This is a genomic window from Bradyrhizobium sp. CCBAU 11430, from assembly GCF_028128855.1.
Taxonomy (GTDB): Bacteria; Pseudomonadota; Alphaproteobacteria; order Rhizobiales; family Xanthobacteraceae; genus Bradyrhizobium; species Bradyrhizobium ottawaense.
The window spans coordinates 79,804-105,170 of the sequence record NZ_LBJV01000069.1 but is presented as its reverse complement, the minus strand read 5'-3'; the positions used below and the strand labels follow the sequence as shown (position 1 = coordinate 105,170).

At 64.3% G+C, this 25,367-nt stretch carries 24 protein-coding genes and 1 tRNA gene; 11 read left to right on the top strand and 14 right to left on the bottom strand.

The window, feature by feature from the left end:
- Positions 1-4 precede the first annotated feature (4 nt).
- Positions 5-448, top strand: coding sequence for a cyclic nucleotide-binding domain-containing protein (locus XI04_RS28870; protein ID WP_018323556.1), 444 nt, complete (start codon positions 5-7; stop codon positions 446-448).
- A 52-nt stretch (positions 449-500) separates the two neighbouring features.
- Here XI04_RS28870 and xth read toward each other — a convergent pair whose 3' ends face one another.
- The 9 genes from xth to XI04_RS28825 form a co-directional block, all read right to left on the bottom strand.
- A complete protein-coding gene (gene xth / locus XI04_RS28865) occupies positions 501-1,316 on the bottom strand; it encodes an exodeoxyribonuclease III (protein ID WP_271610591.1) in 816 nt (271 codons plus the stop codon).
- 153 nt (positions 1,317-1,469) lie between these two features.
- A complete protein-coding gene (locus XI04_RS28860; RefSeq protein WP_095424570.1) occupies positions 1,470-2,225 on the bottom strand; it encodes an outer membrane lipoprotein carrier protein LolA in 756 nt (251 codons plus the stop codon).
- Positions 2,226-2,376: 151 nt separating this feature from the next.
- The gene (locus XI04_RS28855) at positions 2,377-4,848 is read right to left on the bottom strand and encodes a DNA translocase FtsK (RefSeq protein ID WP_271610592.1); all 2,472 of its coding nucleotides are present in this window, start codon (positions 4,846-4,848) and stop codon (positions 2,377-2,379) included.
- 9 nt (positions 4,849-4,857) lie between these two features.
- On the bottom strand, positions 4,858-6,072 hold the full coding sequence (locus tag XI04_RS28850; protein ID WP_271610593.1) for an aminotransferase class I/II-fold pyridoxal phosphate-dependent enzyme: 1,215 nt from the start codon (positions 6,070-6,072) through the stop codon (positions 4,858-4,860).
- A gap of 275 nt (positions 6,073-6,347) precedes the next feature.
- On the bottom strand, positions 6,348-6,752 hold the full coding sequence (locus XI04_RS28845) for a GFA family protein (RefSeq protein ID WP_271610594.1): 405 nt from the start codon (positions 6,750-6,752) through the stop codon (positions 6,348-6,350).
- 218 nt (positions 6,753-6,970) lie between these two features.
- Positions 6,971-8,419 (bottom strand): ammonium transporter, encoded by a 1,449-nt coding sequence (locus tag XI04_RS28840; protein WP_104461929.1) that lies wholly within the window; start codon positions 8,417-8,419, stop codon positions 6,971-6,973.
- 38 nt (positions 8,420-8,457) lie between these two features.
- Positions 8,458-8,796 (bottom strand): P-II family nitrogen regulator, encoded by a 339-nt coding sequence (locus XI04_RS28835; protein WP_008142813.1) that lies wholly within the window; start codon positions 8,794-8,796, stop codon positions 8,458-8,460.
- A 310-nt stretch (positions 8,797-9,106) separates the two neighbouring features.
- Complete coding sequence (locus XI04_RS28830) at positions 9,107-10,408, bottom strand: ammonium transporter (protein ID WP_028139357.1); 1,302 nt, start codon at positions 10,406-10,408, stop codon at positions 9,107-9,109.
- A gap of 133 nt (positions 10,409-10,541) precedes the next feature.
- Positions 10,542-10,880, bottom strand: coding sequence for a P-II family nitrogen regulator (locus tag XI04_RS28825; protein WP_018323564.1), 339 nt, complete (start codon positions 10,878-10,880; stop codon positions 10,542-10,544).
- A gap of 238 nt (positions 10,881-11,118) precedes the next feature.
- On the opposite strand from XI04_RS28825, the gene XI04_RS28820 reads away from it, so the two are divergent.
- Positions 11,119-12,012, top strand: a complete 894-nt coding sequence (locus tag XI04_RS28820) for a DUF4339 domain-containing protein (protein ID WP_028139356.1) — start codon at positions 11,119-11,121, stop codon at positions 12,010-12,012.
- A gap of 32 nt (positions 12,013-12,044) precedes the next feature.
- Complete coding sequence (locus XI04_RS28815; RefSeq protein ID WP_271610595.1) at positions 12,045-12,893, top strand: DUF4339 domain-containing protein; 849 nt, start codon at positions 12,045-12,047, stop codon at positions 12,891-12,893.
- Here the strand turns inward: XI04_RS28815 and tesB are convergent.
- On the bottom strand, positions 12,890-13,753 hold the full coding sequence (tesB, locus tag XI04_RS28810; protein ID WP_018323567.1) for an acyl-CoA thioesterase II: 864 nt from the start codon (positions 13,751-13,753) through the stop codon (positions 12,890-12,892). The two genes, XI04_RS28815 and tesB, sit on opposite strands and share 4 nt — an antisense overlap.
- Positions 13,754-13,882: 129 nt before the next feature.
- On the opposite strand from tesB, the gene XI04_RS28805 reads away from it, so the two are divergent.
- Complete coding sequence (locus XI04_RS28805; RefSeq protein WP_271610596.1) at positions 13,883-15,103, top strand: ubiquinone biosynthesis hydroxylase; 1,221 nt, start codon at positions 13,883-13,885, stop codon at positions 15,101-15,103.
- A gap of 206 nt (positions 15,104-15,309) precedes the next feature.
- Here the strand turns inward: XI04_RS28805 and XI04_RS28800 are convergent, their stop codons facing one another.
- Entirely contained in the window at positions 15,310-15,507 is a 198-nt protein-coding gene (locus XI04_RS28800; RefSeq protein ID WP_028139353.1) for a Trm112 family protein, read from the bottom strand.
- Between the two features lie 124 nt (positions 15,508-15,631).
- The gene (locus XI04_RS28795) at positions 15,632-16,162 is read right to left on the bottom strand and encodes a TetR/AcrR family transcriptional regulator (RefSeq protein WP_028139352.1); all 531 of its coding nucleotides are present in this window, start codon (positions 16,160-16,162) and stop codon (positions 15,632-15,634) included.
- 93 nt (positions 16,163-16,255) lie between these two features.
- On the opposite strand from XI04_RS28795, the gene XI04_RS28790 reads away from it, so the two are divergent.
- From XI04_RS28790 to XI04_RS28775, 4 genes are all read left to right on the top strand, one after another.
- On the top strand, positions 16,256-16,606 hold the full coding sequence (locus XI04_RS28790; RefSeq protein WP_152102134.1) for a hypothetical protein: 351 nt from the start codon (positions 16,256-16,258) through the stop codon (positions 16,604-16,606).
- A 361-nt stretch (positions 16,607-16,967) separates the two neighbouring features.
- Positions 16,968-17,246, top strand: coding sequence for a PepSY domain-containing protein (locus XI04_RS28785; protein WP_018323571.1), 279 nt, complete (start codon positions 16,968-16,970; stop codon positions 17,244-17,246).
- A gap of 63 nt (positions 17,247-17,309) precedes the next feature.
- Positions 17,310-17,888 carry a cytochrome b/b6 domain-containing protein gene (locus XI04_RS28780; protein ID WP_095424569.1) on the top strand — a complete coding sequence of 193 codons (579 nt, stop codon included), beginning with the start codon at positions 17,310-17,312 and terminating at the stop codon, positions 17,886-17,888.
- Positions 17,889-18,083: 195 nt separating this feature from the next.
- The gene (locus XI04_RS28775; protein WP_271623869.1) at positions 18,084-20,600 is read left to right on the top strand and encodes an EAL domain-containing protein; all 2,517 of its coding nucleotides are present in this window, start codon (positions 18,084-18,086) and stop codon (positions 20,598-20,600) included.
- Positions 20,601-20,612: 12 nt separating this feature from the next.
- Here XI04_RS28775 and XI04_RS28770 read toward each other — a convergent pair whose 3' ends face one another.
- The gene (locus tag XI04_RS28770) at positions 20,613-21,290 is read right to left on the bottom strand and encodes an LON peptidase substrate-binding domain-containing protein (RefSeq protein ID WP_018323574.1); all 678 of its coding nucleotides are present in this window, start codon (positions 21,288-21,290) and stop codon (positions 20,613-20,615) included.
- Between the two features lie 35 nt (positions 21,291-21,325).
- Positions 21,326-22,249 carry a thioredoxin gene (gene trxA / locus XI04_RS28765; RefSeq protein ID WP_028139348.1) on the bottom strand — a complete coding sequence of 308 codons (924 nt, stop codon included), beginning with the start codon at positions 22,247-22,249 and terminating at the stop codon, positions 21,326-21,328.
- Positions 22,250-22,522: 273 nt separating this feature from the next.
- Between trxA and XI04_RS28760 the strand changes: the two genes are divergently transcribed.
- From XI04_RS28760 to XI04_RS28750, 3 genes are all read left to right on the top strand, one after another.
- Positions 22,523-22,597, top strand: a tRNA-Gly gene (locus XI04_RS28760).
- Between the two features lie 76 nt (positions 22,598-22,673).
- On the top strand, positions 22,674-23,660 hold the full coding sequence (locus tag XI04_RS28755) for an NAD-dependent epimerase/dehydratase family protein (protein ID WP_179879870.1): 987 nt from the start codon (positions 22,674-22,676) through the stop codon (positions 23,658-23,660).
- A gap of 382 nt (positions 23,661-24,042) precedes the next feature.
- Complete coding sequence (locus XI04_RS28750) at positions 24,043-25,317, top strand: PQQ-dependent sugar dehydrogenase (RefSeq protein ID WP_028139346.1); 1,275 nt, start codon at positions 24,043-24,045, stop codon at positions 25,315-25,317.
- Positions 25,318-25,367 lie beyond the last annotated feature (50 nt).

Here is a 25,367-nt window from a genome sequence, read left to right as displayed (position 1 = left end):
CTGAATGTCAATTGACGACGACGTAGCGCTTCTCGAGCGTGTCCCGACATTGCGCCTGTTGGGAGACGCCTCGTTGCGCATGCTGGCGATCGGCTCCGAGCAGCGTAACTTCGTCCGCGGCGATACCCTGTTCAATCTCGGCGACGACGCCGATGCCGGCTTCGTGGTCCAGCGCGGCGCCTTCCGGGTCGATGACGGCGCCGGCGCCGAGATGATCGCAGGTCCCGGCGCGTTGATCGGCGAGCTCGCGCTGGTGGTGCCGATGAAGCGGCCGTCGAGCGCGATCGCGCTGGAGCACTCCTCCGTCATCCGCGTCGCACGCAGCCTGTTTCAACGCGTGCTCGAAAGCGACCCCGCCGCCGCGGTTCGCCTGCGCGACGAGTTCGCGGTGCGCTCAAGTCAGATTGCCAGCGATATCCTGATGGCGGGTGCGAAGCTGACGTCGTGAGCTTGCTGTCATTCCGGGGCGCGCGACTTCGTCGCGCCCCGAATGACGGACGCTACACCTCCAGCGTCACCGTGACAGGCACATGGTCCGACGGCCGCTCCCAGCTCCGCGCATCGCGCAAAATCCTGAAATCGCTGACCGCATCCTTCAACGCGCGCGAGACCCAGATGTGGTCGAGCCGGCGGCCGCGATCGCCGACGGTCCAGTCGGCGGAGCGGTAGCTCCACCACGTATAGACTTTTTCCGACATCGGAATCCGCTCGCGCGCGACGTCGACCCATTCGCCGGCGGCCAGCGCGGCCTGCAGCTTTTCGGTTTCGATCGGCGTGTGCGAGACCACCTTCAGAAGCTGCTTGTGCGACCACACGTCGTTCTCGTGCGGGGCGACGTTGAGATCGCCGACCAGGATGTGGCGATCCTCGCCGCGCGGATGCAGCGGCTCGCACGCCTTCATCTCGTCGAGGAAGCGAAGCTTGTGGTCGAACTTCTCGTTCAGCGCGGGATCGGGAATGTCGCCGCCGGCGGGGACATAGAAATTATGCACCACCAGCGGCTTTGCGATACTGGCCTTCTCGCCGAACGATACGGAGATGTGACGCGAATCCAGCTTGTCGCAGAAGGTGCGGATATCAGTCGATTCGAACGGAATCTTCGAGACGACGGCGACGCCGTGATAGCCCTTCTGCCCATTCAGCGCGACGTGCTCGTAGCCGAGCCGCTTGAAGCGCTTCAGCGGAAAGGCATCGTCGATGCACTTGGTCTCCTGCAGGCACAGCACGTCCGGCCGCGCGCTCTTGAGGAATTTCGCGACCAGATCGATGCGCAGCCGCACCGAATTGATGTTCCAGGTTGTCAGGGAAAAACGCATGGGAAATGCGTCTTAGCACGGATTAGTGCTGGGAAAATGCTTGTCCACAGCGAGCTCTCGTAGGGTGGGTTAGCCGAAGGCGTAACCCACCACGGTCTTTCACCGCGGTAGCTGAAGTGGTGGGTTACGCTGCGCTAACCCACCCTACGAGACCTATCCCGGTGCCGGGCCGTAATTGGTGAAATCGATCTTGAACATGCCGGGATCGAGCTTCTTGCTCGAGTCCAGATTGTAGACCGCGATCGTGGTGTCGTAGCCCTGCGGATCGGTGACGGTCCACTGCTTCAACTGGCCGTCCTTGGCGCCGAACATCAGCAGGAGGCGGCTGGTGCCGACCAGCGCCTGCTTCTCCTCGATGGTGACGCTGACGAAGACGTCGTCGGCTGAGACGCCAACGACATTGGTGTCCTTCATCAGGTCGATGCGATCCGACAGCAGGAAACGCAGCGGCGTCTGCGACAGCGGATAGACGTCCTGGGTCGCGAGCTTGCGGTCGCGCACCACCAGCGAGGATCCGTCTGCGACGATGTCGATCGGGCTCGGTGCGTCATATTCGAAGCGCACCTTGCCAGGTTTCTGGATGTAGAAATCGCCTTGCGTCTTGCTGCCGTCGGGACCGACCTGGACGAAATTCCCGACCAGCGTCGACAGCGACGACAGATAGGCGCTGACCTTGGCCGCCTGCGCCTTCTGGTTGGCATCGAAGGTCTGGAAGATGCTGCTCGGCACGTTGCGGCGCGGATCCGGGATCACCGGATTCGGCGGCGTCTGAGTCGCTCCGGTGACTGCGGGCCCGCCGGCGGACGCTCCGCCGTCGCGGCCCTTCGGCGCGGGTTTCGGCACCGGGACGTTCTGCGCGAACGAGGACGCCGTCACCATCGCAGCGGTGACGAGAAGCACGCCGGCCACGCGCGCGCCTCGCGCAGCGATGGTGGCAGCGAATCGAATGTCCGGATGTCTGATCAACGCGTCGTCCTAATGTGGCTGGGCGTCTTTTAGCGTGATTTCGGGCAAAAGCAGATAACGATTTCGCGTGAAATGATGTCTGGAGGCGGCTGCCTCACATATGGCTGTCTTCTTCCTCGACCAGAATCTCGCGCTTGCCGGCGTGGTTGGCGGGTCCGACGATGCCTTCCAGTTCCATGCGCTCCATCAAGGATGCGGCGCGGTTATAGCCGATCTGCAGGCGGCGCTGGATGTAGCTGGTCGAGGCCTTGCGGTCGCGTTTGACGATCGCAACGGCCTGCTGGAAGAGGTCGCCGCCGCCATCGCCACCCATGCCGGTGGCGTCGAACACCGCGCCGTCCTCGTCCTCGGTGGGCTCTTCGGCCGTGACGGCCTCGAGATATTCCGGCTGGCCCTGCGTCTTGAGGTGACGCACCACCTTCTCGACTTCCTCGTCGGAGGCGAAGGGTCCGTGCACGCGGCTGATGCGGCCGCCGCCCGCCATGTAGAGCATGTCGCCCTGGCCGAGCAGCTGCTCGGCGCCCATCTCGCCCAGAATGGTGCGGCTGTCGATCTTGGACGTCACCTGGAAAGCGATGCGGGTCGGGAAGTTCGCCTTGATGGTGCCGGTGATGACGTCGACCGACGGACGCTGCGTCGCGAGGATCACGTGCAGGCCGGCGGCGCGCGCCATCTGCGCGAGGCGCTGCACCGCGCCTTCGATGTCCTTGCCGGCGACCATCATCAGGTCGGCCATTTCGTCGACGATGATGACGATGTAGGGCAACGGATCGAGCGAGAGCTTCTCTTCCTCGTAGATCGCCTTGCCGGTCTCCTTGTCGAAGCCGGTATGCACGGTGCGCGTCGGCTCTTCGCCCTTGGCTTTTAGTTCGAGCAGGCGCGTGTTGTAGCCGTCGATGTTGCGCACACCGAGCTTGGCCATGTTCTTGTAGCGCTCTTCCATCTCGCGCACGGCCCATTTCAGCGCGACCACCGCCTTCTTCGGGTCGGTCACGACGGGCGTGAGCAGATGGGGAATGCCGTCATAGACGGAGAGTTCGAGCATCTTCGGATCGACCATGATCAGGCGGCACTGGTCCGGGCGCAGCCGGTAGACCAGGCTGAGGATCATGGTGTTGATGGCGACCGATTTGCCGGAGCCGGTGGTGCCGGCGATCAGCATGTGCGGCGTGCGCGCGAGGTCGATGATGACAGGGTCGCCGCCGATGGTCTTGCCGAGGCAGAGCGGCAGCTTCGCCACCGTTTCGGTGGCTTCCTTGGCGATCAGCAGCTCGCGCAAATAGACCTTTTCGCGATGCGCGTTCGGCAGCTCGATGCCGATGGCGTTGCGGCCGGGCACCACGGCGACGCGGGCCGACAGCGCACTCATCGACCGCGCGATGTCGTCGGCGAGCCCGATCACGCGCGACGATTTGATGCCGGGCGCCGGCTCCAGCTCGTACAGCGTGACCACGGGGCCCGGATTGGCTTTGACGATTTCGCCGCGCACGCCAAAGTCCTGGAGCACGCCTTCGAGTGAACGGGAATTGGCTTCCAGCTCGGCCTTGCTGAGCGGCTGGCGATCGCCGGCCTTTGGCGCGGCCAGCACGGAGACGGACGGAAGCTCGAACTTGTCGGAGGATTTCTTGGCAGCAGCCTTCGGGGCAGCCTTCTTGCGCGGGGCGCGCGCGGCGGGCTCCTCCTCTTCCTCCTCGTCTTCTTCCTCTTCCTCGTGCTGATCCTCGTCGTCCTCGGACTGCGGCGAGATCGAGGGCGCGGCGCGGCCGCCGCCCAGATTCGGCTCTTGGCGGCTGAACGCCACGGCCTTGGTCTTCGGGCCGCTCGAGACCAGCGAGCGGTAAGCGGCACCACTGAGCCAGATCAGCCGCGCCTTCGTGCTCATCAGCGCATGGAACAGCCAGCCCAGCGACACCGAGCGCCGATCGTTCTCCTCGTCCTCGTCGAGCGGCTTGTCGTCGTCCTCGATCTCCGAGAGTTCGTCGTCGTGCTCGCGGGCGCCAAGACCGCATGCGATCAGGAAGGTCGCGGCCATCGCGGCGAACAGGATCGTGCCCAGCACCACGCGATAGATCGTGCCGGCCGGCCCGAAAATCACTGCGGGCGCGCGCACGAGCGCATCGCCGACCACGCCGCCGAGGCCGGTCGGCAGCGGCCATGCGCCGCCATGCGGCCAGCAGCTGACGAAGCCTGCCGCGATCACCGTGCAGAGAATCCAGGAGCCGAGCCGCAGCGCCTCGCGGTCGAACGGGCGGTGGGTCATCATGCGCCAGCCCCAGACCGCGACGGTCAGGACCAGCATGATGGCGCCGAGCCCGAGGATCTGCATCGCAAGGTCGGCGCCGATCGCGCCGGCATAACCGAGAATGTTGCGGATCGGCCTCGAGGTCGCGTGGCTCAGGCTGGGGTCCTGCACCGACCAGGTCATCAGCGCTGCCGAGGCAACGCCCGACAACGCGATCAGGCCGAAGCCGGTGAGCTCGCGCACGCGCCGAGCCAGCCCCTCGCGGATCGAGGGCGGCAGATGGCCGACCAGTGGAATGACACGTTCGATTGTCGACATGCTCATGGGCCCCACCTAACCCAGAGTCTCGACCAGCCGGTGCAACGCCTGCGCCGTGGTCTCGCCATCCTGCACCAGCGCCAGGCGAATGTAGCCTGCGCCGGGATTGAAGCCGTCGGGCTGCTGCCGCGCCAAAAAGCTGCCGGGCACCACGCGCACGCCTGCTTCCTTGAACAATTTCAGACACACCGACACGTCGTCACCGATCTCGGACGTGTTGAGCCAGACGCAAAAGCCGGCGTCGGGCCGTCGGTAGCCGTAGCGGTTACCGATGATCTGATCGGCGAGATCGAACTTGATCCGGTAGAGCCTGCGGTTCTCCTCGACATGCGCCTCGTCGCCATAGGCAAAGGTCGCGACGTGCTGGAGCGGCACCGGCACCTGCGGCGCGGCGATGTTGCGCAGCTCCAGGAACATGCCGATGAACTTCTTGTCGCCGGCGGCGAAGCCGACGCGCAGGCCCGGAAGATTTGAGCGCTTCGACAACGACTGGAACGCAGCCACGCGGGTGAAATCGGGGCCGGCGCATTCGAGCGCACTGCCCGGTGCTTCGCGGGTGTAGATCTCCGAATAGCACTCGTCGCTGAGGATCATGAAGCCATAGCGATCGGCGAGGCTCTTCAGCCGCGTGAAGTAGTCACGCGAGGCGACCGAGCCCTGCGGATTGGCGGGCGAGGCCAGATAGAACGCCACCGTGCGTGCCAGCGTCGCCTCGTCGATGGCGTCGAGGTCAGGCAGGAAGCCGTTCTCGACGGTGGTCGGCAGATAGACCGGCTCGCAAGCTGCGGCACCCGCGCCGGCGCCATAGACCGGATAGAACGGATTCGGCATCAGGATCGCCGGTTTGCCGGGGCGCGGGCCGACATAGCGGACGGCCGCGATCGCGGCGAGGAACAGCCCTTCGCGGCTGCCATTGAGGACGAGAATCTCGCCCTTGGGGTCGAGCGGCCGCGGCAGCTTGAAGCGCGACGATAGCCAGCTGCTCGCGGCTTGGCGGAACGGCTCGGTGCCCTGGTTCATCGGGTAGCGGCCGAAATCGGCGATATGCTTGGCCAGCACCGGGCCGACGAAGTCAGGCACCGGATGCTGGGGCTCGCCGACCGCGAGCGAAATCAAGGGCTTGCCGGGTTGATGCGGCGCCAGCAGCTCGTTCAGCCGGACGAAGGGCGAGCGTCCGGTATCGGAGCTTCCACTGGCCTGTGGCGCACGGGATGAAGCGGTCATGACCATTCTGGGCGCCAGCACTCTCGGAACAGCCGGTCGCGCGAAGGCCCCGGCGGGAAGCGGTTCAGTTCACCATAGATAGGGCGAGGTTAAGACGCGATTAACCATCGGCCGCCGCCTCCGTCCAGAGCAGGAATAATGAGGCCGGATAACAACGGGATGCGTGGCACTCCGGGAGCCATGGTCGGGCTTGTCCCGGCCATCCACGGTTTCTTTCGCGTCCAAGAACGTGGATGCCCGGGAGAAGCCCGGGCATGACGAGCGCCCGCGAAATCAAGCGGCTAGTGCCCCGGCAGCCTCTCGAACGTTGCCATCCCCGCCGGGATCGCATGAAACTCCTGCATGTCGCAGGTGTAGATCGCCATCTGCGGCTGGAATTGCTTTGGCTCGTCCAGCGTGCCGACCTTCAGGATCGCGGCTGGCAGCCCGGGAGCCCTGGTCACCAGATGCGTGCCGCATTCGGCGCAGAATTCGCGCGTGACGGCGCGTTCGAGATCCTTGCGCGTGAACTGCTTGGGCTGCCCCAGGATGTAGCTGAAGCCGGCCACCGGCATCGCGATGAAGGTGTTGGGCGCGCCGCCCGAGATGTACTGGCACTCGCGGCAATGGCACTGGGCCTGCATCATCGGATCACCTTCGGCCACGTAGCGCACTTCGCCGCAATAGCATCCGCCTTCCAAACGCATGACGACCTCCCCGATTATTGTTTCTTGTGGTCGATATTTCTGCGCCGCCGGTGCGGAATGGCAATCCTTTTCTTCGCTGCGAAATCAAAGCACCCCGCCCAAAAAGAAAGGGGCTCCAACTTGCGCTGGAGCCCCTCAACGGTCAGGGCATTGCCGGGTATGTGCCCGAACCGTAGTTCTGAGCGCGATCTCCGGGGAGACCGCGCCCGGGAGGAGACTTACATGTTGTAGGCGCGCTCGGTGTGCTCGGTGATGTCGAGGCCTTCACGCTCGCTCTCGACGTTGGTCCGCAGGCCAACGATCACGTCGACGACCTTGTAGAGGATCGCCGAACCGATGCCCGACCACACCAGCGTGGTGCCGACGCCCCAGATCTGGGACATCATCTGCGCCGCGAAGTCGTAGTCGCCGACCTTCGGCGGGATCGCGGTGTAGTCCATGACGCCAGCGCCACCGAGGGCGGGGTTGACGAGAATGCCGGTGCCGATGGCGCCGACGATGCCGCCGACGCAGTGCACGCCGAACACGTCGAGGCTGTCATCGTAGCCGAGCGCGTTCTTCACGACGGTGCAGAAGAACAGGCAGACTACGCCGACGATGAGGCCGAGGACGATCGCGCCCATGACGCCGGAGTAGCCGGCCGCAGGGGTGACCGCCACGAGGCCCGCGACCGCGCCGGAGATGACGCCGAGCACCGACGGGTGACCCTTGATGATCCACTCCGCGAACATCCACGACAGCGCGGCGGCTGCGGTGGCGACGAAGGAGTTGGTCATGGCGAGCGCAGCGCCGCCGTTGGCTTCCAGGTTGGAGCCGGCGTTGAAGCCGAACCAGCCGACCCAGAGCAGCGAGGCGCCGATCATCGACATGGTCAGCGAGTGCGGGGCCATCAGCTCCTTGCCGTAGCCGACGCGCTTGCCGATCAGGAGAGCGCCGATGAGGCCTGCGATGCCGGCGTTGATGTGCACCACGGTGCCGCCCGCGAAGTCGATCGCGCCCTTCTTGAAGATCCAGCCGGCGTCGGCGTTGAGCTCGTCGAGCTTGGCCTGCGCCGCGGTCTTCGCGGCCGCATCAGTGGCAGCAGCGAGCGCCTTGGCCGCATCCTGGATCAGGTCCGGACCCTGCCAGTACCAGACCATGTGCGCGATCGGGAAATAGATCAGCGTGACCCAGAGCGGGATGAACAGGGCGATCGCCGAGAACTTCATGCGCTCGGCGAAGGCGCCGACGATGAGAGCGGGCGTGATCGCCGCGAAGGTCATCTGGAAGCACACATAGATGAGCTCCGAGATGTTGGCGTCGACCGAGAAGGTCGCGGCCTTCGTATCGGTGGTGACGCCCATCATGAAGGCCTTGGAGAAGCCGCCGATGAAGTCGGAACCGCCGGTGAAGGTGAGGCTGTAGCCGTACACGGCCCAGATCACGGTGACGACGCAGACGGTGTAGAACACCTGCATCAGGACGGAGAGCATGTTCTTGGAGCGGACGAGACCGCCGTAGAACAGCGCGAGGCCGGGGATGGTCATCAACAGCACCAGCACTGTCGATGTCAGCATCCAGGCGTTGTCTCCCTTGTTGACCGTTGGCTCGGCGTAGGCTGCGGTCGCAGCGAACAGGCCGACTGCGAGAGCCGCCAATCCCGCGCCATAGGGACGCTTGAACGTCATATTATTCACTCCTGATTGGATAAAGGTTGAGCGCGAAATCAAAGGGCCGCGGCATCGGCCTCGCCGGTGCGGATGCGCACCGCGTGGTCGAGGTTGATGACGAAGATCTTGCCGTCGCCGATCTGTCCGGTTTTCGCGGCGGACGTGATGGCGTCGATGGTCTTGTCGACCTGGTCGGAGGCGACAGCGACCTCGATCTTGATCTTGGGCAGGAAGCTCACGGCATATTCGGCGCCGCGATAGATTTCCGTATGGCCCTTCTGGCGGCCATATCCCTTGACTTCCGTCACCGTGAGACCGTGAACGCCGATGGCGGTCAGGGCGTCACGGACTTCTTCCAGCTTGAATGGCTTGATAATCGCCATAACAATTTTCATGGGTCCTATCCCCGCTTGGGCCCGGTCCGGACGTGGCCGGGCGTTCTCGACTGGTTCGCCACGAGGGAGAAAGTTCACTACGCGGGCACAGCCAGGACCCGTAGAATCAAATGCCGTGCCAGATCGGGCGCGGTGCCTAACGGACTATGAAAACGGGTGTTTTCGCGGTGGGCGGGTATTGCGGTGCAGTGCGCTATTCCGTCGCGCCCAAAACGTGGTCAGGCCTGCTCAAAATGCGAGCATGACAGGCTGCCGACACAATATTGCTCATGCGTCGGGCAGCTCAGAGGTAATTACGTAGCGCCGCCGCCTATTGCAGGGCTTCGCCGTGCTGCGAAATATCGAGCCCCTCGAGCTCGTGCTCACGGGATACGCGCAAGGGCACGAACAGGCCGACCAGCTTGAGCAGGATGAAGCTCACGCCAGCCGACCAGACGAAGGTGACGGCGACGCCATAGAACTGGATCAGGAGCTGCTGCGGGTGGCCCTCCAGCAGGCCGGCGGTGCCGCCGATGGCGCTGGTTGCGAACACGCCGGCGAGCAGGGTCCCGGTCAGGCCGCCGATGCCGTGGACGCCGAACACGTCGAGCGAATCGTCATAGTTGAAGCGGTGCTTCAGCCAGGTGCAGGCCCAATAGCAGACCGCACCCGCAATGATGCCGATGACGATGCCGTGCCAGGGCGCCACGAATCCGGAGGCCGGCGTGATGGTGCCGAGCCCGGCCACCGCGCCGGAGATCATACCGAGCACGGAGGGCTTGCGCCGTGTCGACCATTCGATCGCGCCCCAGGTCAGCGCACCGGCGCAGGCGGCAAGATGGGTGGCGATGATCGCCATCACCGCGCGTGAATTGGCCGCGCCCGCCGAGCCGCCGTTGAAGCCGAACCAGCCGACCCACAACAGCCCGGTGCCCATCACCGCGAGCGAAAGATCGAACGGCGAGAGATTTTCGGAGCCGTAGCCGTGACGGCGCCCCATCACCTTGGCGGCGACGAGGCCGGCGGTGCCGGCCGACAGATGCACCACGAGGCCGCCGGCGAAATCCAAGACGCCCATGCTGTTGAGGAAGCCGCCGCCCCACACCCAGTGCGCCAGCGGAATGTAAACGAAGATGAACCAGGCGACGGAGAACAGGAGATAGGCGGAGAACCGCATCCGGTCTGCGACCGAGCCCGCGACCAGCGCCACCGTGATGATGGCAAACGTCATCTGGTACAGCATGAACAGTGCTTCCGGAATGGACTTCGCCGCCGGGTTGACGCTGTCCATGGTCATGCCGGCGAGAAACCAGCGGTCGAGCGTGCCGATCCACGGGCCGTCGCCGACGAAGCACAGCGAATAGCCGAACGCGACCCAGAGAATGGAGATGATCGTCACCGCGGCGAGGCTTTGCGCCATGGTGGCGAGCACGTTCTTCTTGCGCACCATGCCGGAATAGAACAGCGCGAGCCCCGGGATCGTCATCATCAGCACCAGCGCGGTGGCGACGATCATCCAGGCGGTGTCAGCGGTGTTGATCTCAGAGGCCGCCGCTTGCGCCGGCGCGGCCATGACCAGCGCAAGTCCGATCGGCGCAGCCATGGCAGCTGCGCGGCGCAAATATCCCGCCATGTCGTTCCCCCAGCATAGAAATACGTCGCACGCTGTGGCGTCGTTGCCCGGCGCGATCGAAGAAGGTGTATCAGGGCGTTTTCGAGCGAAGCGGATACCGGTTCGCGCCAGGAAAACGCGTCAAAACAAAAATCTAGAGCGCGTCGCTGTCGGTTTCGCCGGTACGGATGCGCAGCGCGTGGTCGATCGGCGTGACGAAGATCTTGCCGTCGCCGATCTGCCCGGTGCGCGCGGTCGAGGTGATCACGGCGACCGCCTTGTCGGCGACGTCGGAGGCGACCGCGATCTCGATGCGCAGCTTCGGGAGGAAGTTCACGACATATTCGGCGCCGCGATAGATCTCGGTGTGGCCCTTCTGCCGGCCATAACCCTTCACCTCGGTCACGGTCATGCCGTGGACGCCGATCGCCGTCAGGGCCTGGCGGACCTCATCGAGCTTGAAGGGTTTGATGATCGCGACGACGAGTTTCATGGTCAGGCCTATTCCCCGGGATGCGCCGCGCCGTATGTCCCCGGCGCAGCGTCAATCTGGCATCTTTCCGGGCAAATGGCATAAAAAAGTTGCAGACTGAAGCGGAAAAACGTCTGGCCATGTGAACGGCCGCCTCTGTACAGGGCAGCCGTTCATCCTTCACAATGCATTTTTGGCATGGATGCGGTGAACCCAAGCGTCCCGGCCGGTACAAACGTATGTTTGAGGGGGACGCTTCATGGCGAGTTGGTTCTACGCATCCGAGGGCAAGCAGCAGGGGCCCTTTCCGGAAGGGCAATTCCGCGATCTCGTCGCCCAGGGCGTCGTGCGCCCGGATACGCTGGTATGGTCCGAGGGCATGGCCGGCTGGCAGAAGGCTGTCGAAATTCCCAGCCTGATCGGCGGCGGCGGTGCGCCCCCGGTGATCCCGGCCGGCGGCCCGCCGATGATGGGCTCCGGTGGCTATGCCGGCGGCGGAGGCGGAGGGTCGCTGTCGGTCGATTTCAGCATTCTCGAGTTCACCTGGCGCACGCTCGTGCTCGTGATCGGCTCGTGCTTCGTGATCCCGGTGCCGTGGCTGTTCGTCTGGTACACGAAATGGATCGTGCCCTGCATCAAGGTTCCCGGACGGCCCAATCTCAGCTTCACCGGCAACGCGATGACGCTGGTGCCCTGGTTCTTCGGCTTCATCGTTTTGGCGATCGCGCTCGGCTTCGTCGGCAGCCAGCTGCTCTCCAATCTGCTGTTCATCGTCCAGATCGTGCTCTACTGGCTGCTGATCAAATGGATGATCGCAAACCTTGCTTCCAACGGGCAGCCGCTCGCTCTCAGCTTTACCGGTTCGGTCTGGGCCTATATCGGCTGGAACCTGCTGTTTGCGATCTCCATCATCACCATCATCGGCTGGGCCTGGGTTGCCGCGGCCCAGATGCGCTGGTTCTGCCGCAGCATCGAAGGCACGCGGCGCGAGATCGTGTTCAAGGGCAGCGGTCTCGACATCCTCTGGCGCGGCATCGTGGCTGCGATCCTGTGCAGCCTGATCATCCCGATTCCGTGGGTGTATCGCTGGATCATGAACTGGTTCGCGTCGCAGACCGAGCTCGCTCCGCGGGGCGCGCAGTCGCGCATGTAACGGCTGCTGGCTTTCGGTAGCGAGCAGCCAGGATGTCCAATCGAATCTGGTTTCACGCATCTGAAGGCCAGCAGAAGGGTCCGTTTCCGGAGGCGCAGTTTCGCGATCTGATCGCGCGGGGAATCGTGCGATCGGATACGCTGGTCTGGGCCGAGGGGATGACCGGCTGGCAGAAGGCCGGCGCGGTCCCCGGTCTCGTGCCCGGCGCATCACCGGCGGTGGCTTCGAGCGGCGACGCGCGAGGCCGGCTGTCGGTGGACCTGCCGCTGTGGCCGTTCCTGGGATGGTGCATCCTGCTGGTGGTCGGCAACGCCGTCGTGGTGCCGGCTCCCTGGATCGCCACCGGCTACTACCGCTGGCTCTTCCCGCGCGTCCACGTTCCGCAGCGGCCGAACATCGGCTTCACCGGACAGGTCGGCGATATCTGGTACGTCTTCGTCGCGCTTGCGCTGGCGGGCTATGTGGGTCTCGTCCACGACCTCTTTCAGCTTGCGACGATTCCGCTCCAGGCCTTCCTGTCCTGGATGGTCATGCGCTGGGTGATTGCCAATCTCAGCTCGAACGGTCAGCCGATTCCGATGACGTTCGACGGGAGCCCCTGGGCCTTCATCGGCTGGCAGCTCCTGATGTTCCTCGCCATGTTCACGATCATCGGCTGGGCCTGGGTCATGGCCGCATGGATGCGCTGGATTTGCCGAAACATCGCGGGAACGCGGCGCGAGATGATATTCGTCGGCACGGGCCTTCAGCTATTGTGGCGAACCCTCGCATTCGGCTTCGGCTGCCTTCTGATCATTCCGATTCCGTGGCTGCTGGGCTGGTACTTCACGTGGACCATGGCGCAGTTCGAGCTCGTCGAGCGCGCGAGGGCAACGGCTTAGGATTTGCGTTCGCGCACGGAGCCTTCCTGCGCGACGGAGGCGACCAGCGTACCGTCCGGCTTGAAGATCGAGCCGCGGGTCAGGCCGCGGCCGCCGCGCGCGCTCGGCGAATCCTGTGCGTAGAGCAGCCACTCGTCGGCGCGGAACGGGCGATGAAACCACATCGCATGGTCGAGGCTGGCGGGCATCATGCGCTTGTCGAACAGCGTGCGGCCATAGCGTGCCATGATCGCGTCCAGCAGCGAGAAGTCCGAGGCGTAGGCGAGCGCGCACATGTGTAGCGCTGGATCGTCGGGCAGCTTCGCGGCGGTCTTGATCCAGACGTGAATGCGGCCGTCGTCGATCTTCTGGCCGAAATAGCGACCGAGCTCGACCGGGCGCAACTCGATCGGACGATCGGATTCATAGTAGCGGCGGATGAACTCCGGCATCTCCTTGAACATCGGCTGCTTCGCCACCTCCTCCGCCGTGAGCTTCTCCGGCGGCGGCACGTCGGGCATCTTGTCCTGATGGTCGAACGCACTCTCCTCTTCGGCGTGGAACGACACCATGATCGAGAAGATCGCGTTGCCGTGCTGGATCGCGGTGACGCGGCGGGTCGAATAGCTCTTGCCGTCGCGCAGGCGTTCGACCTGGTAGATGATCGGGATCTGCGGATCGCCCGGCAGGACGAAATAGCAGTGCAGCGAATGCGGCAGCCGGCCCTCGACCGTGCGGCAGGCCGCGACCATCGCCTGCCCGATCACCTGGCCGCCGAACACCCGCTGCCAGCTGGTCTTCGGGCTGTTGCCGCGGAACAGATTCACCTCGAGCTGCTCGAGATCGAGGATCGAAATGAGGTCGATCAGGCTTTTGGACATGGAGTGAGCTTTCTCGCCGTCGTTCCGGGGCGGATGGTCCACAATGGGCCGTTCCGCCCTTGTTTCACCGCACTGTTTCGCCCACCTCAAGTCTGCTAGCAAGACCAGGATTTGATCGGGAATTTGGGTATGTCGGTACAGGGTAGCATTGTCATTGGTGGCGGCGCGTTTGCAGGGCTTGCGCTGGCCCTGGCGCTGCGACAGGGGCTCGGGCCCGAGATTCCCGTCATCGTCGGCGATCCCGCGCTCGCCACCCGGCCAAGCCGCGACCCCCGCGCCACCGCCATTGTGGCCGCCTGCCGCCGCCTGTTCGAGGCGATCGGCGCCTGGGACGACGTCAGGAGCGAAGCGCAGCCGATCCTCGACATGGTCGTCACCGATTCCAAGCTGGAGGATGCCACCCGTCCGGTCTTCCTCAATTTTGCCGGCGATGTCGCGCCGGGCGAGCCCTTCGCGCATATGGTCGAGAACCGCCGCCTGATCGATGCGCTGGTGGTGCGTGCCGAGGCCGAGGGCATCGATCTGCGCGCCACCACGGTCGCATCCTACGATGCGCGCACCGAGGGCATCGACGTGACGCTCGGGGACGGCAGCGTCATCGCGGCCAGCCTGCTGGTTGCCGCCGATGGCGCAAGGTCAAAGCTGCGCGAGCGCGCCGGCATCGCCACCCATGGCTGGGAGTATGACCAATCCGGCATCGTCGTCACGGTCGGCCATGAGCGCGATCACGAGGGCCGCGCCGAAGAGCATTTTTTGCCGGCGGGCCCGTTCGCGATCCTGCCGCTGTCGGGAAAACGCTCGTCGCTGGTATGGACCGAGCGGCGAGCTGAGGCCGCGCGGATCATTGCTCTCAGCGACGAAGAGTTTCACGCCGAGCTCGAGCAGCGTTTTGGCCTGCATCTCGGCGAAGTGAAGGCGCTCGACAAGCCGCGCGCCTTTCCGCTGTCCTATTTCGTCGCGCGCTCCTTCATCGCCACCCGCCTCGCGCTGGTCGGCGATGCCGCCCATGTCATCCACCCCATTGCGGGCCAGGGCCTCAACATGGGCCTGAAGGATGTCGCGGCGCTGGCCGAGGTCGTGGTCGATGCCGCGCGGCTCGGCATGGATCTCGGCGCCGCCGACGTGCTCGAGCGCTACCAACGCTGGCGCCGTTTCGACACCATGGCGATGGGCGTTGCCACCAACTCGCTGAACTTCCTGTTCTCCAACCAGTCGACGCTGCTGCGCACCGTCCGCGACATCGGCCTCGGCCTCGTCGATCGCGCCCCGCCGCTGAAGAACCTCTTCATCCGCCAGGCCGCGGGATTGACGGGCGAGGTGCCGCGGCTGCTGAAGGGCGAGGCGTTGTAAGGGGCGCTGGCGCTAATCTCCGCTGTCGTCCCGGACAAGCGAAGCGCAGATCCGGGACCCATAACCACAGGGAGTGGTTTGGCGAAGACTCGGAGTTGTCACTTCGCTCCGCAACCGCTCTCTGTGGTTATGGGTCCCCGCGTTCGCGAGGACGACACCGAGTGTGTCGCGCGGTCATCGCGCAACAACGGGCTACCCGACCATCATCAATCGATCTTGCGCGCCTCTTCCGGCAGCATGATCGGGATGCCGTCACGGATCGGATAAGCCAGCTTGGCGCTGCGCGAGATCAGCTCCTGCTTTGCAGAATCGAACTCCAGCGGGCCCTTGGTCAGCGGGCAGACGAGAATTTCCAGCAGTTTGGGATCGACGCTGGCTTCAGGACGTTCGGTGGACGCGTTCATTGGAGTCTCCGGCAATCGGTAGCCTCTAGCACAGAAATCCGCGCCCGCCCATCGCGGCTGCCAAAGCGTTTTCCGGCGCAGTAGGTTACCGGTTGCGCAAAGAAAATGCGTCAAGATAAGAAATCTACGCGGAGACCATCGTCAAGACCTCGTCGAGCAGGGACTGCAGCCGTGCTGCCGGCACCGGCGCGCCTGACAGGGCGAAGCCGAGGAATGTCCAATACAGGATCTGCGCCCGGGCCTGCGCGGTTGCCGGGGTGAGCCCGCGTTTTTCCAGCAGCCCCTCGATATAGTCGAGCCGGCGGCGGTCGATCGCGCGCACGGCCCCTTGCGCGGCCGCATCGAAGGCCGCCCAATTGCGCACCGCGCGTTCGAGCTCGAGCCGCGCACCGAACGACCTCCGTAGCAGCGCCTTGAGCGGGTCGTCGCCGGCGGCTTCGACGTCTGCGATGATCTGCTCGGCCGCGATCTCGCGCCAGCGCTTCAGCACGGTGGCCTGGAACGCGCCGAGATCGGCGAAATGCCAATAGAAGCTGCCGCGCGACACGCCCATGGATTTTGCCAGCGGATCGGCCTTGAGCGCGGTGAAGCCGCTTTTGGCGAGCGCCTTGAGACCTTCCTTGATCCAGTCGTCGGCGGAGAGCTGTTCGGTCATGTCGGGTTCCCGGAGGCCAACCATACACTAGTGTATTGACAGGCCGCAGGCCAGCGCCTACGTCTCCATACATAACTGTATGGAGAGATGATGATGCGTGATCTCCTGCTGGAATGCGCCGGCCTCGCCACCATCGCCGTAGCCCTCATTCATGGCGTCCTCGGCGAGACCAAGGTCTTCGCCCGTGCCCGCATCGAGCCGGAACGGCTCCGCACCCTGATCCGCCTGGTCTGGCAGACCTCGACCGTGGCGTGGATCGGCGGCGGCGTGTTGCTGCTCGCGACTCCCTGGATGGCGTCCGAGTCGGCGCGGCACTGGATCGTCATCACGCTCGCCTGCGTGCTCGGCTTCGCCGCCTTCGCCAATGCCTGGGCCACGCGAGGCCGGCATTTCGGCTGGATGGCGCTCAGCGCCGTCGTGGCGATGACGGTCGCCGGCTACTGAGCGTCGACGAGCGACGCATGGATGCGTCCCGGCGGAGGCGAAAGCGGCATGGGCTTTGCCGTCAGCCAGGGCGTGCGCGGACGTCTGCGCTGGGCGGACTGGCTGCAGCGCCACTCACCGGGAATGCGAAGTGCGGCCTAGCGCAATTGGCGAAGTCGGCCGTTCATCCCGGCCGTGAGGCGTAAGGCCGCAGCGCCACTGCGAATGCGGGCTGCCTGCGGACAGCACTGATCTTTTGCCGGTCGTTAGAAGAACTCTAAATCCAATTGGCCCCGTACCGGATTGACTTCACCATCACCTTTGCTTCCTTCAGTCCGGCTTCGCGGCTCGCGTAGCGCGCACGACAGAGGAGGAGACGTTCGTGAAGGTCATTCGTGTTGTTGCCATTGCACTGACGGTTGGAATGGGCATGGGGTCGGCCGCCATGGCCGACGGTTTCAAGGATTGCACCAAGCTCGACAAGGCGTCGTGGAAGCCGGCCAGCGAGGCCGAAGCCAAGGCCAAGGCACTCGGCTACGAGGTGCGGCGCTCCAAGATCGAAGGCTCCTGCTATGAGGTCTACGGCGTCAAGGAAGGCAAGCTTTACGAGCTGTTCTACAGCCCCGAAGATCTCAGCCTGAAGCACACGATCGCCAAGTAGACCGCGCGAATTGATCCGCGCAAAACAAGGCTTGAGGATGGTCTTCGCTTGATCGAAGAAGCGATGCCAAAAGCGCGCGGGGGGGCCGACCGGCCCCCCGCGGATCGAACCGCTTCGCGGACGGTCGCGGTCTGGGACCTCCCGCTGCGCCTCTGGCACTGGGCACTCGCGGCTAGCGTTCTGGCCGCGTGGTTCACGCCCACCGTCTATGACCGAACTCACCGCATCGTCGGCTATGCGGTGCTCGGACTTCTCGTCTTTCGCCTGGTCTGGGGCTTCCTGGGAAGCCGCTATTCGCGCTTCCGGATGGTCGGCGTAAGGCTTCGGGCGGCGCCAAGCTATCTCTGGAATCTGCGCCGCGGCATCACCGGCCGCTACATCGGGCTCAATCCCGCCGGCACCTTGATGCTGGTGGCGCTGCTGGCTGCGCTCGCCGTCTCGACGATCACGGGAGCGATGTCGGTCACCACCACCTTCTTCGGCGTCTGGTGGGTCGAAGACACCCACCATTATTCATCGGATGCGGTCATCGTCCTGGTCGTGGTCCACGTCGTGGGCGTGGTGCTGATGGGGCTACTCCAGCGCGAGAGCCTGGTCCGCGCGATGATCACCGGACGCAAGCGCATCCGCGGCCATTCCTAAAAATATCGTTGCCGATCGATGCACGCGTCCTGCAGCCGGCACGGTCGCGGCATGGCCTCAGGCCGTTCGTCAGATCGAGTTGTACGAGTACCGTTAACATGCCGGTAAGCATGCAATCAGGCACGGCACAAAATTAACGTGAATGGCGGTTAGCCGATCCACCATCGATAACTATCGACGATGGAGCGCTGCTGGATGTTCCGCGTTTTCTCCTGCCTTGCGGTCGAGCACGATTGGCGGCTCGTTGTACTCGCTGGTCTGGTCTGCTTCGCTGCAAGTATTGTCGCGGTCAGCATCTTTCATCGTGCGATCGCGACGCGCGCAAGAACGCGGTGGATCTGGATCACGATTGCCGGCGCGGCCATCGGATACGGCATCTGGGCAACGCATTTCGTCGCGATGCTCGCCTACGAGCCGGGCGTTCCAACGGGCTACGGCATCGTGCCGACCGCGTTTTCTCTCGCTGCGGCAATGCTCCTGACCTCGGTCGGTTTCGGCGTTGCAGTCGGCACCTCCGGCCGGTGGCGCGCGATGGCAGGGGGCGTCATCATCGGCGGCGGCATTGCCAGCATGCACTATCTCGGGATGTGGGCACTTGAGGTGCCGGGTCGAGTCGTCTGGTCGGTGGACCTCGTGTTCGTCTCGATCATTTTAGGCATGTGTCTCGGCTGCGCCGCGCTGGCTGTCGCGCTCATGTACCAGGGCTACCGGGGCACCCTTGCGGCGGCAATCCTGCTGACACTCGCGATCGTATCGCATCATTTCACGGCCATGGGGGCGGTGCAGATCACGCCAGATCCAACGCGAGCGACGACGGATAGCCTTTCGCTTTCTCCGGCCCTCCTCGCGCTTGCTATCGCCGGTGTGGCGCTATCCGTGCTGGGAATGAGCCTGGTCGGCGTGCTGGCCGATCGTCGCCTGGCGACCCGGACCGCCAGGTTCGAGGAGATCATCAACCAGCTCTCGGTTGCCCGGCAGCAGCTCGAAGGCTCGCAGAACGAACTGCAGGACCAGAAGCTCAGGCTTGATACGGCCATCAACAACATGGTCGAGGCTCTCTGCATGTTCGATGCGGAGAGGCGACTTGTGGTCTGCAACGAGCGATATGCCCTGCTCTATCGGCTGCCACCAGAGCTGCTGCGAACGGGGACCCCGCACGCCGACATCATCAGGCATCGCGTCGTGACCGGCATTCTCAAGAGCGACACCAGCGAGGGCGCAGCCGAGCAGTTCCTGTCGAAATTGGCCGCGTTGCCGTTCGATGCAGTCTCGAGCAGAATCGACGAGTTCACGGATGGTCGGTTGATCTGCGTGACGCGACAGCCGATGGCCGGCGGCGGGTGGGTGGCCACGCATCTTGATGTCACCGAACAACGCCGGTCCGAGGCCAGGATCGCTCATATGGCGCAACACGATGCGTTGACCGATCTGCCAAATCGCGTGCTGCTCAGGGAGCGGATGGAGCACGCCATTGCGGTTACGCGTAGCGGCGGCGTCGATCTGGCCGTGCTCATGCTCGATCTCGATCGCTTCAAGGAAGTCAACGACACGCTCGGACATCCGGCAGGCGATTCCCTGCTGCGCGCCGTTTCGGCGCGTCTGCGCGAGTGCACCACGGAAACCGCGCTGATCGCTCGACTAGGCGGCGACGAGTTCGCCGTGATCGACTACGTGACCAACCCGGCCGTCGAGGCCGCCACCCTCGCCGAGAACATCAGAAAGGCGCTCTGCGAACCCTTTGATCTCGGCGATCACCGGGTCACGGTGGGCACCAGCATCGGCATTGCCATCGCGCCGCGCGATGGCAGTGATTCCGACGGGCTCATGAAGAGCGCGGATCTCGCCCTCTACTCGGCCAAGAGTGGTGGACGTGGCGCATTCCGCTTCTTCGAGCCGGAACTCGACCAGCTCATGCATGCGCGACGCAACCTGGAGCGCGACATGCGGGATGCGCTTGCTGGCCGCGAATTCGAGCTGCACTACCAGCCATTCGTCAATACCGCGACCGGCGAGATCCGCGGCTTCGAAGCCTTGCTGCGCTGGCACCACCCGCGGCGTGGTCTGGTCTTGCCCGGCGAATTCATACCGCTCGCGGAGGAGGCCGGCTTGATCGTGCCGCTGGGAGAATGGATCTTGAGGACGGCCTGTGCGGAAGCCGCCAAATGGCCTGCCCATCTCAAGATCGCGATCAACCTGTCTCCCGCTCAATTCAGGAGCAAGGAGCTTGTTCCGGTCATTGTCGATGCACTGGCGAGCTCGGAAATTGCGCCACACCGGCTCGAGCTCGAGGTCACCGAGACGGTGATCATGCATGACAGCGAAGCCGTATTCGCAGCACTTGGTCAATTGCGCGAGCTCGGCGTGCGAATCGCCCTGGACGACTTCGGCACCGGCTATTCATCGCTGAGCTTTCTGCAGAGATTCCCGTTCGACAAAATCAAGGTCGACCGCAGCTTCGTCAGCGAACTGTCCAGCGCAAGGGCAGACGCGCACCATCTCGCGCGAGCAGTCGTTCGCTTCGCAGTCAGCCTCGGCAAGACGACGACCGCCGAAGGCGTCGAAGCGAAGGAGCAACTGGACGTCCTCCGTGAAGAGGGATGCGTCGAAACGCAAGGCTACTACTTCGGTCGGCCGATGCCCGCATCCGCCATTGCGAAAATGTTGCGGCGAGGTGCCAAGCGAGGTGACAAGGCAGCCGTCTGCGCTGCGTGAGCACCCGCATCCTCACTGCAGCGGAGGATCGCCGCTGGTGCGCTTCTTGGCGAGGTCCATCTCCGTCACCGCGATCAGAATCTCGGCGCGGGTCTTCAGGTCGGGCGCCTCCAGCATGGCCTGCTTCTCCGCGGGGCCATAGGGCGACATCATCGCCAGCGCGTTGACGAGCGCTTCGTTGGGCGCGCTTTCGACGCCTTCCCAGTCGACCTTGAGATTGTTGGCCTTCAGGAAGTCCGCCAGCACGGCCAGCAGCGCCTCGCGGTCGACCTCGTCCTCGCCCATGCGCGCGGTGAAGTCATCGACGAAGGCGAAGAAATCCACCTTGCACTGCCGGTACGCGGTGAGCACCTCGAGCTCCTCGACCACCTTGAAGCGCGAGACGCCGGTGAGCTCGAGGATGTAGCGGCCGTCGCCGGATTCGGCGAGCTGGGTGATGCGGCCGACGCAACCGACGCGGAACAGCGTCGGCTTGTCGGAATTCTTCGGGGAGTGCGCGACATCAGGCTGGATCATGCCGATCAGGCGATGTCCGTCGCGGAAGGAATCGTCGACCATCGACAGGTAGCGCGGCTCGAAGATGTTGAGCGGCATCTGGCCGCGGGGCAGCAGCAGCGCGCCCGGCAGCGGAAACACCGGAATGATCTCCGGGAGGTCGGCGGGTCCGCGATATTCGATGTTGATCGGCATCTGGTCCCGGTCCCCGCTGACTTGGTCAACCGCGCCTACGAAAACAGGATCGTCGACAAGCGCTTGCGTCCCTCGACGGTTGCATCATCCGTGCCGCCCCAGGCTTCGAAGAACTGCACCAGCTGCTTGCGGGCGCCGTCGTCGTTCCATTTGCGGTCGCGCTTGACGATCGCGAGCAGCTGTTCGGTAGCGGCCGCACGATTGCCTTGCGCGTTCAGTGCGGTCGCGAGGTCGAATCGGGCCTGATGATCGAGCGGGTTTGCGGCGACTTTCTGTTCCAGCTCGGCGACCGGTCCGAGCGATTGCGCCTGCTCGGCGAGATCGATCGCGGTCTGTACGGCCTTCACCGCGGGGTCGTTGCGCTTGGATTCCGGCACCATGGCGAGCGTCTGCTTGGCCTGCTCCATTGCGCCGGAGACGGCATAGCATTTTGCGAGGCCCGCGAGCGCCGCGATGTTGGTGGCATCATGCTGAAGCACCTCGGCGTATATCTGCGCCGCCGCCGCCGCATCGCCCTCGGCGAGCACGGCTTCAGCCTCCTGCAGGATCTCGGCGATATTGGGCTCGCCCGGCGCGGTCATGCCCTTGGTCAGCTTTTCGATGAAGGCGTTGAGCTGGCTCTCGGGCACCGCGCCCATGAAGCCGTCGGCGGGCTGGCCGTTGACGAAGGCGATCACGGCCGGGATCGACTGGATGCCCATCTGGCCCGGGATCGCCGGGTGCTGGTCGATGTTCATCTTGACCAGCTTGACCTTGCCCTTGGCCGCCTTGACCGCCTTTTCGAGCAGAGGGGTGAGTTGCTTGCAGGGGCCGCACCACTCCGCCCAGAAATCGATCAGCACCGGCTGGCGCTTCGATTCCTCGATGACGTCCTTCACGAAGGTCTGGGTGGTGGTGTCCTTGATCAGATCGGCCGCAGCCGGGCCCGCCGCTCCGTTACCCTGGTCGATGATCGTCACGGGATCCCCTCGTCTATGTCCGGAATGGCGGGTCTTTAGCACGCCGCCACACCTTATGCTCGCTGTCGGCTCCTAAATTGGGCCGCGACGGCCGAATTTCAATCCATTGCGGCCGATTCGCCGGTTCCGGGGCACTTTCGGGCCATTTCGCCGCATTCAGGCTCCATATGGGGCCTCAAGAACCGAATCTATGCTGCCGGTAGCTGTTGCATTCCCCTCCCGCTTTTGGCATAGGACAGCCGTTGCCGGCGCGTCACGCGACCGACACAGGATGCGGGTGTAGCTCAGTGGTAGAGCACGACCTTGCCAAGGTCGGGGTCGAGGGTTCGAGCCCCTTCGCCCGCTCCAATTTTTCCCAAAGCATCCAGCCGATCCGGACGGAAACGTGGTTCGCCGCGCCGCTGGCGGCCGTCCCGGGTTCGCAATGACAATTCTGGTCACCGGCAGCGCAGGCCACCTCGGGGAAGCCATCCTCCGGACCCTCCGGGCTCGCGGTTCCCCGGTGCGCGGGATCGATCTGAAGCCATCGCCCTTCACCGACGCGGTCGGCTCGATTGTCGATCCCGGCTTCGTGCGCCGCCAGATGGACGGCGTCACCGCCGTCATCCACACCGCGACGCTGCACAAGCCGCATGTGGGGACCCACAGCAAACGAGACTTTGTCGACACCAACGTCACCGGCACGCTCAACCTGCTCGAGGCGGCGGCGAGCGCGGGCGTGCGCAGCTTTGTCTTCACCAGCACCACCAGCGCGTTCGGCTCGCAGCTTCGCTCCGGGGCCGGGCAGGCCGCCGTGTGGGTCACCGAGGATCTGCTGCCGGTGCCCAAAAACATCTACGGCACCACAAAACTGATGGCGGAGACCCTGTGCGAGCTGTTCTATCGCGAGCGCGCTCTGCCGGTCGTCGTCTTGCGGACCTCGCGCTTCTTTCCGGAAGATGATGACGATCCGGCGATGCGCTCGGCCTACACGCTGGAGAACGCGCAGGCCAACGAGCTGCTCTATCGCCGGCTGGACATCGCGGACGCCGTGAGCGCGCATCTGCTCGCCGCCGAACGCGCCCCGAAGATCGGTTTCGCCCGCTACATCGTCTCCGCCACCAGCCCGTTCGAGCCGCGCCATCTCGCCGCGCTTGCGCGCGATGCGGCCGGTGTCGTGCGCGAGCTCTATCCGGATTGCGCGCAGCTGTATGCGGCGCGAGGCTGGAACCTCCTCCCCGAGATCGACCGCGTCTATGTCAACGAGCGCGCGCGGCGTGAGCTCGGCTGGCGGCCGGAATTCGACTTCGCGCATGTGCTGAGCTGCCTTCGCGAGGGTCGCGATTTTCGCAGTGCGCTGGCGCGCGAGGTCGGCGCGAAAGGCTATCATGACGCGGTGTTCGACGACGGGCCTTACCCTGTCGCCCCCTGAGCGCCGCGTTCGTCATTTTGCTCGATGCATCAAATGCCTGTCCGGCGTCACCGCGCGCAACCCGGCCCGAGCCGTTCTACTGTGCATGGGGTTGTTTTCGCAGTTTTTGTTTTGGCCCGTCTCTCGTGCTGTCTGAAGGCGAGCCGCCTGCCGGTCTGATTCCGCGTTGCAGCGAGAACGCTGTCGTCGCGGTGTTCGCGCTCATTGACACTCCGTCTCAATATTTAATGAGCGCAACCGCAACCCATGCGATGCCCTTCTCAGCACTCGCAGATGTGCTAGCCTTTTTATGTCTGCCTCTCGGCAGACCCCAAACTTCGCCTCTCGACTAGCAAAACAAAATAAATCGCAGCCCTGGCGGCTGCCTTAGGGGAGTGACGCGATGACATCGATGTTCCATCGATCCGTGTTGGCACTTGCGGCCGTGGCCCTTCTTGCGGGGACCAGCGCCGGCAGCGCGCAACAGCAGGACAAGAGCAAACCGCTGAAGAAATACGAATCCGGCACCAAGGAGTTCTGGACCCATCCGCCAGATGACTGGTTCCTCGGCGACGAGACCGAGGCGCAGAAGGGTCTCGCGCCGCCGTCGGGTCCGCCGACCGGCGCCTCCGATGCCGAGCTCGCCAACATCATCAAGAAGGTCAAGCTGCCGCCAGGATTCAAGATGGAGGTCTATGCCTCCGGCGTGCTGGCCGCGCGGCAGATGGCCTGGGGTGACAAGGGCACGCTGTTCGTCGGCTCGTTCGGCCTCGGCAACGTCTATGCCATCAAGGACAACAACGGAAAGAAGGAGGTCAAGACCGTCCTCAAGGGCCTCAACATGCCCACCGGTCTCGCCTTCAGGGACGGCGCGCTCTACGTCATCGCTGTCGACAAGCTGATCCGCTACGACAATGCGGAGGCCAATCTCGACAAGCTCGGCGACGGCAAGGTCGTCTATGACGACATGCCGTCCTATGCCGCGCATGGCTGGAAGTACATCGCAGTCGACAAGGAGGGCTGGTTCTACATTCCGTTCGGACCGCCCTTCAACATCGGTGTCCCGCCGACCAGCGTCTCGCAGATCCGCCGCGTCGATCCCAAGACCGGCAATGCCGAGATCTACGCGCTCGGTGTCCGCAACTCGGTCGGCGGCGACGTCGATCCGCGCACCGGCAAGTACTGGTTCACCGAGAATGCCCGCGACTGGATCAGCGATGATCTGCCCTCGGACAAGCTGAACATGATCAACCGGATCGGCGAGCATTTCGGCTATCCCTATTGCCACCAGGGCAATCTGCCGGACGACAAGTTCGCCATGGGCCACAAATGCTCCGAGTTCACGCCGCCGGTGTTGAACCTCGGTGCGCACGTCGCTCCGCTCGGCATGAAGTTCTATACCGGCGACCAGTTCCCCGCCGAGTACAAGAACAACATCCTGATCGCCGAGCACGGCTCCTGGAATCGCCACAAGTACCAAGGCGGCCGCATCATGCGCGTGATCGTCGGGCCTGACGGCAAGAACCCCAAGCAGGAGGTGTTCGCCTCCGGCTGGATCGAGGGCGACCAGGGTTATCTCGGGCGTCCTGACGACATCATCCTCGCCAAGGACGGATCGATCCTCGTCGCCGACGACTGGGCCGGCGCGATCTACCGCATCAGCTACAGCAAGAAGTAGCACGACAAGAGAAAGAGGCTGCGGTGGCCGGAGGGTGCCGCAGCCTCTTT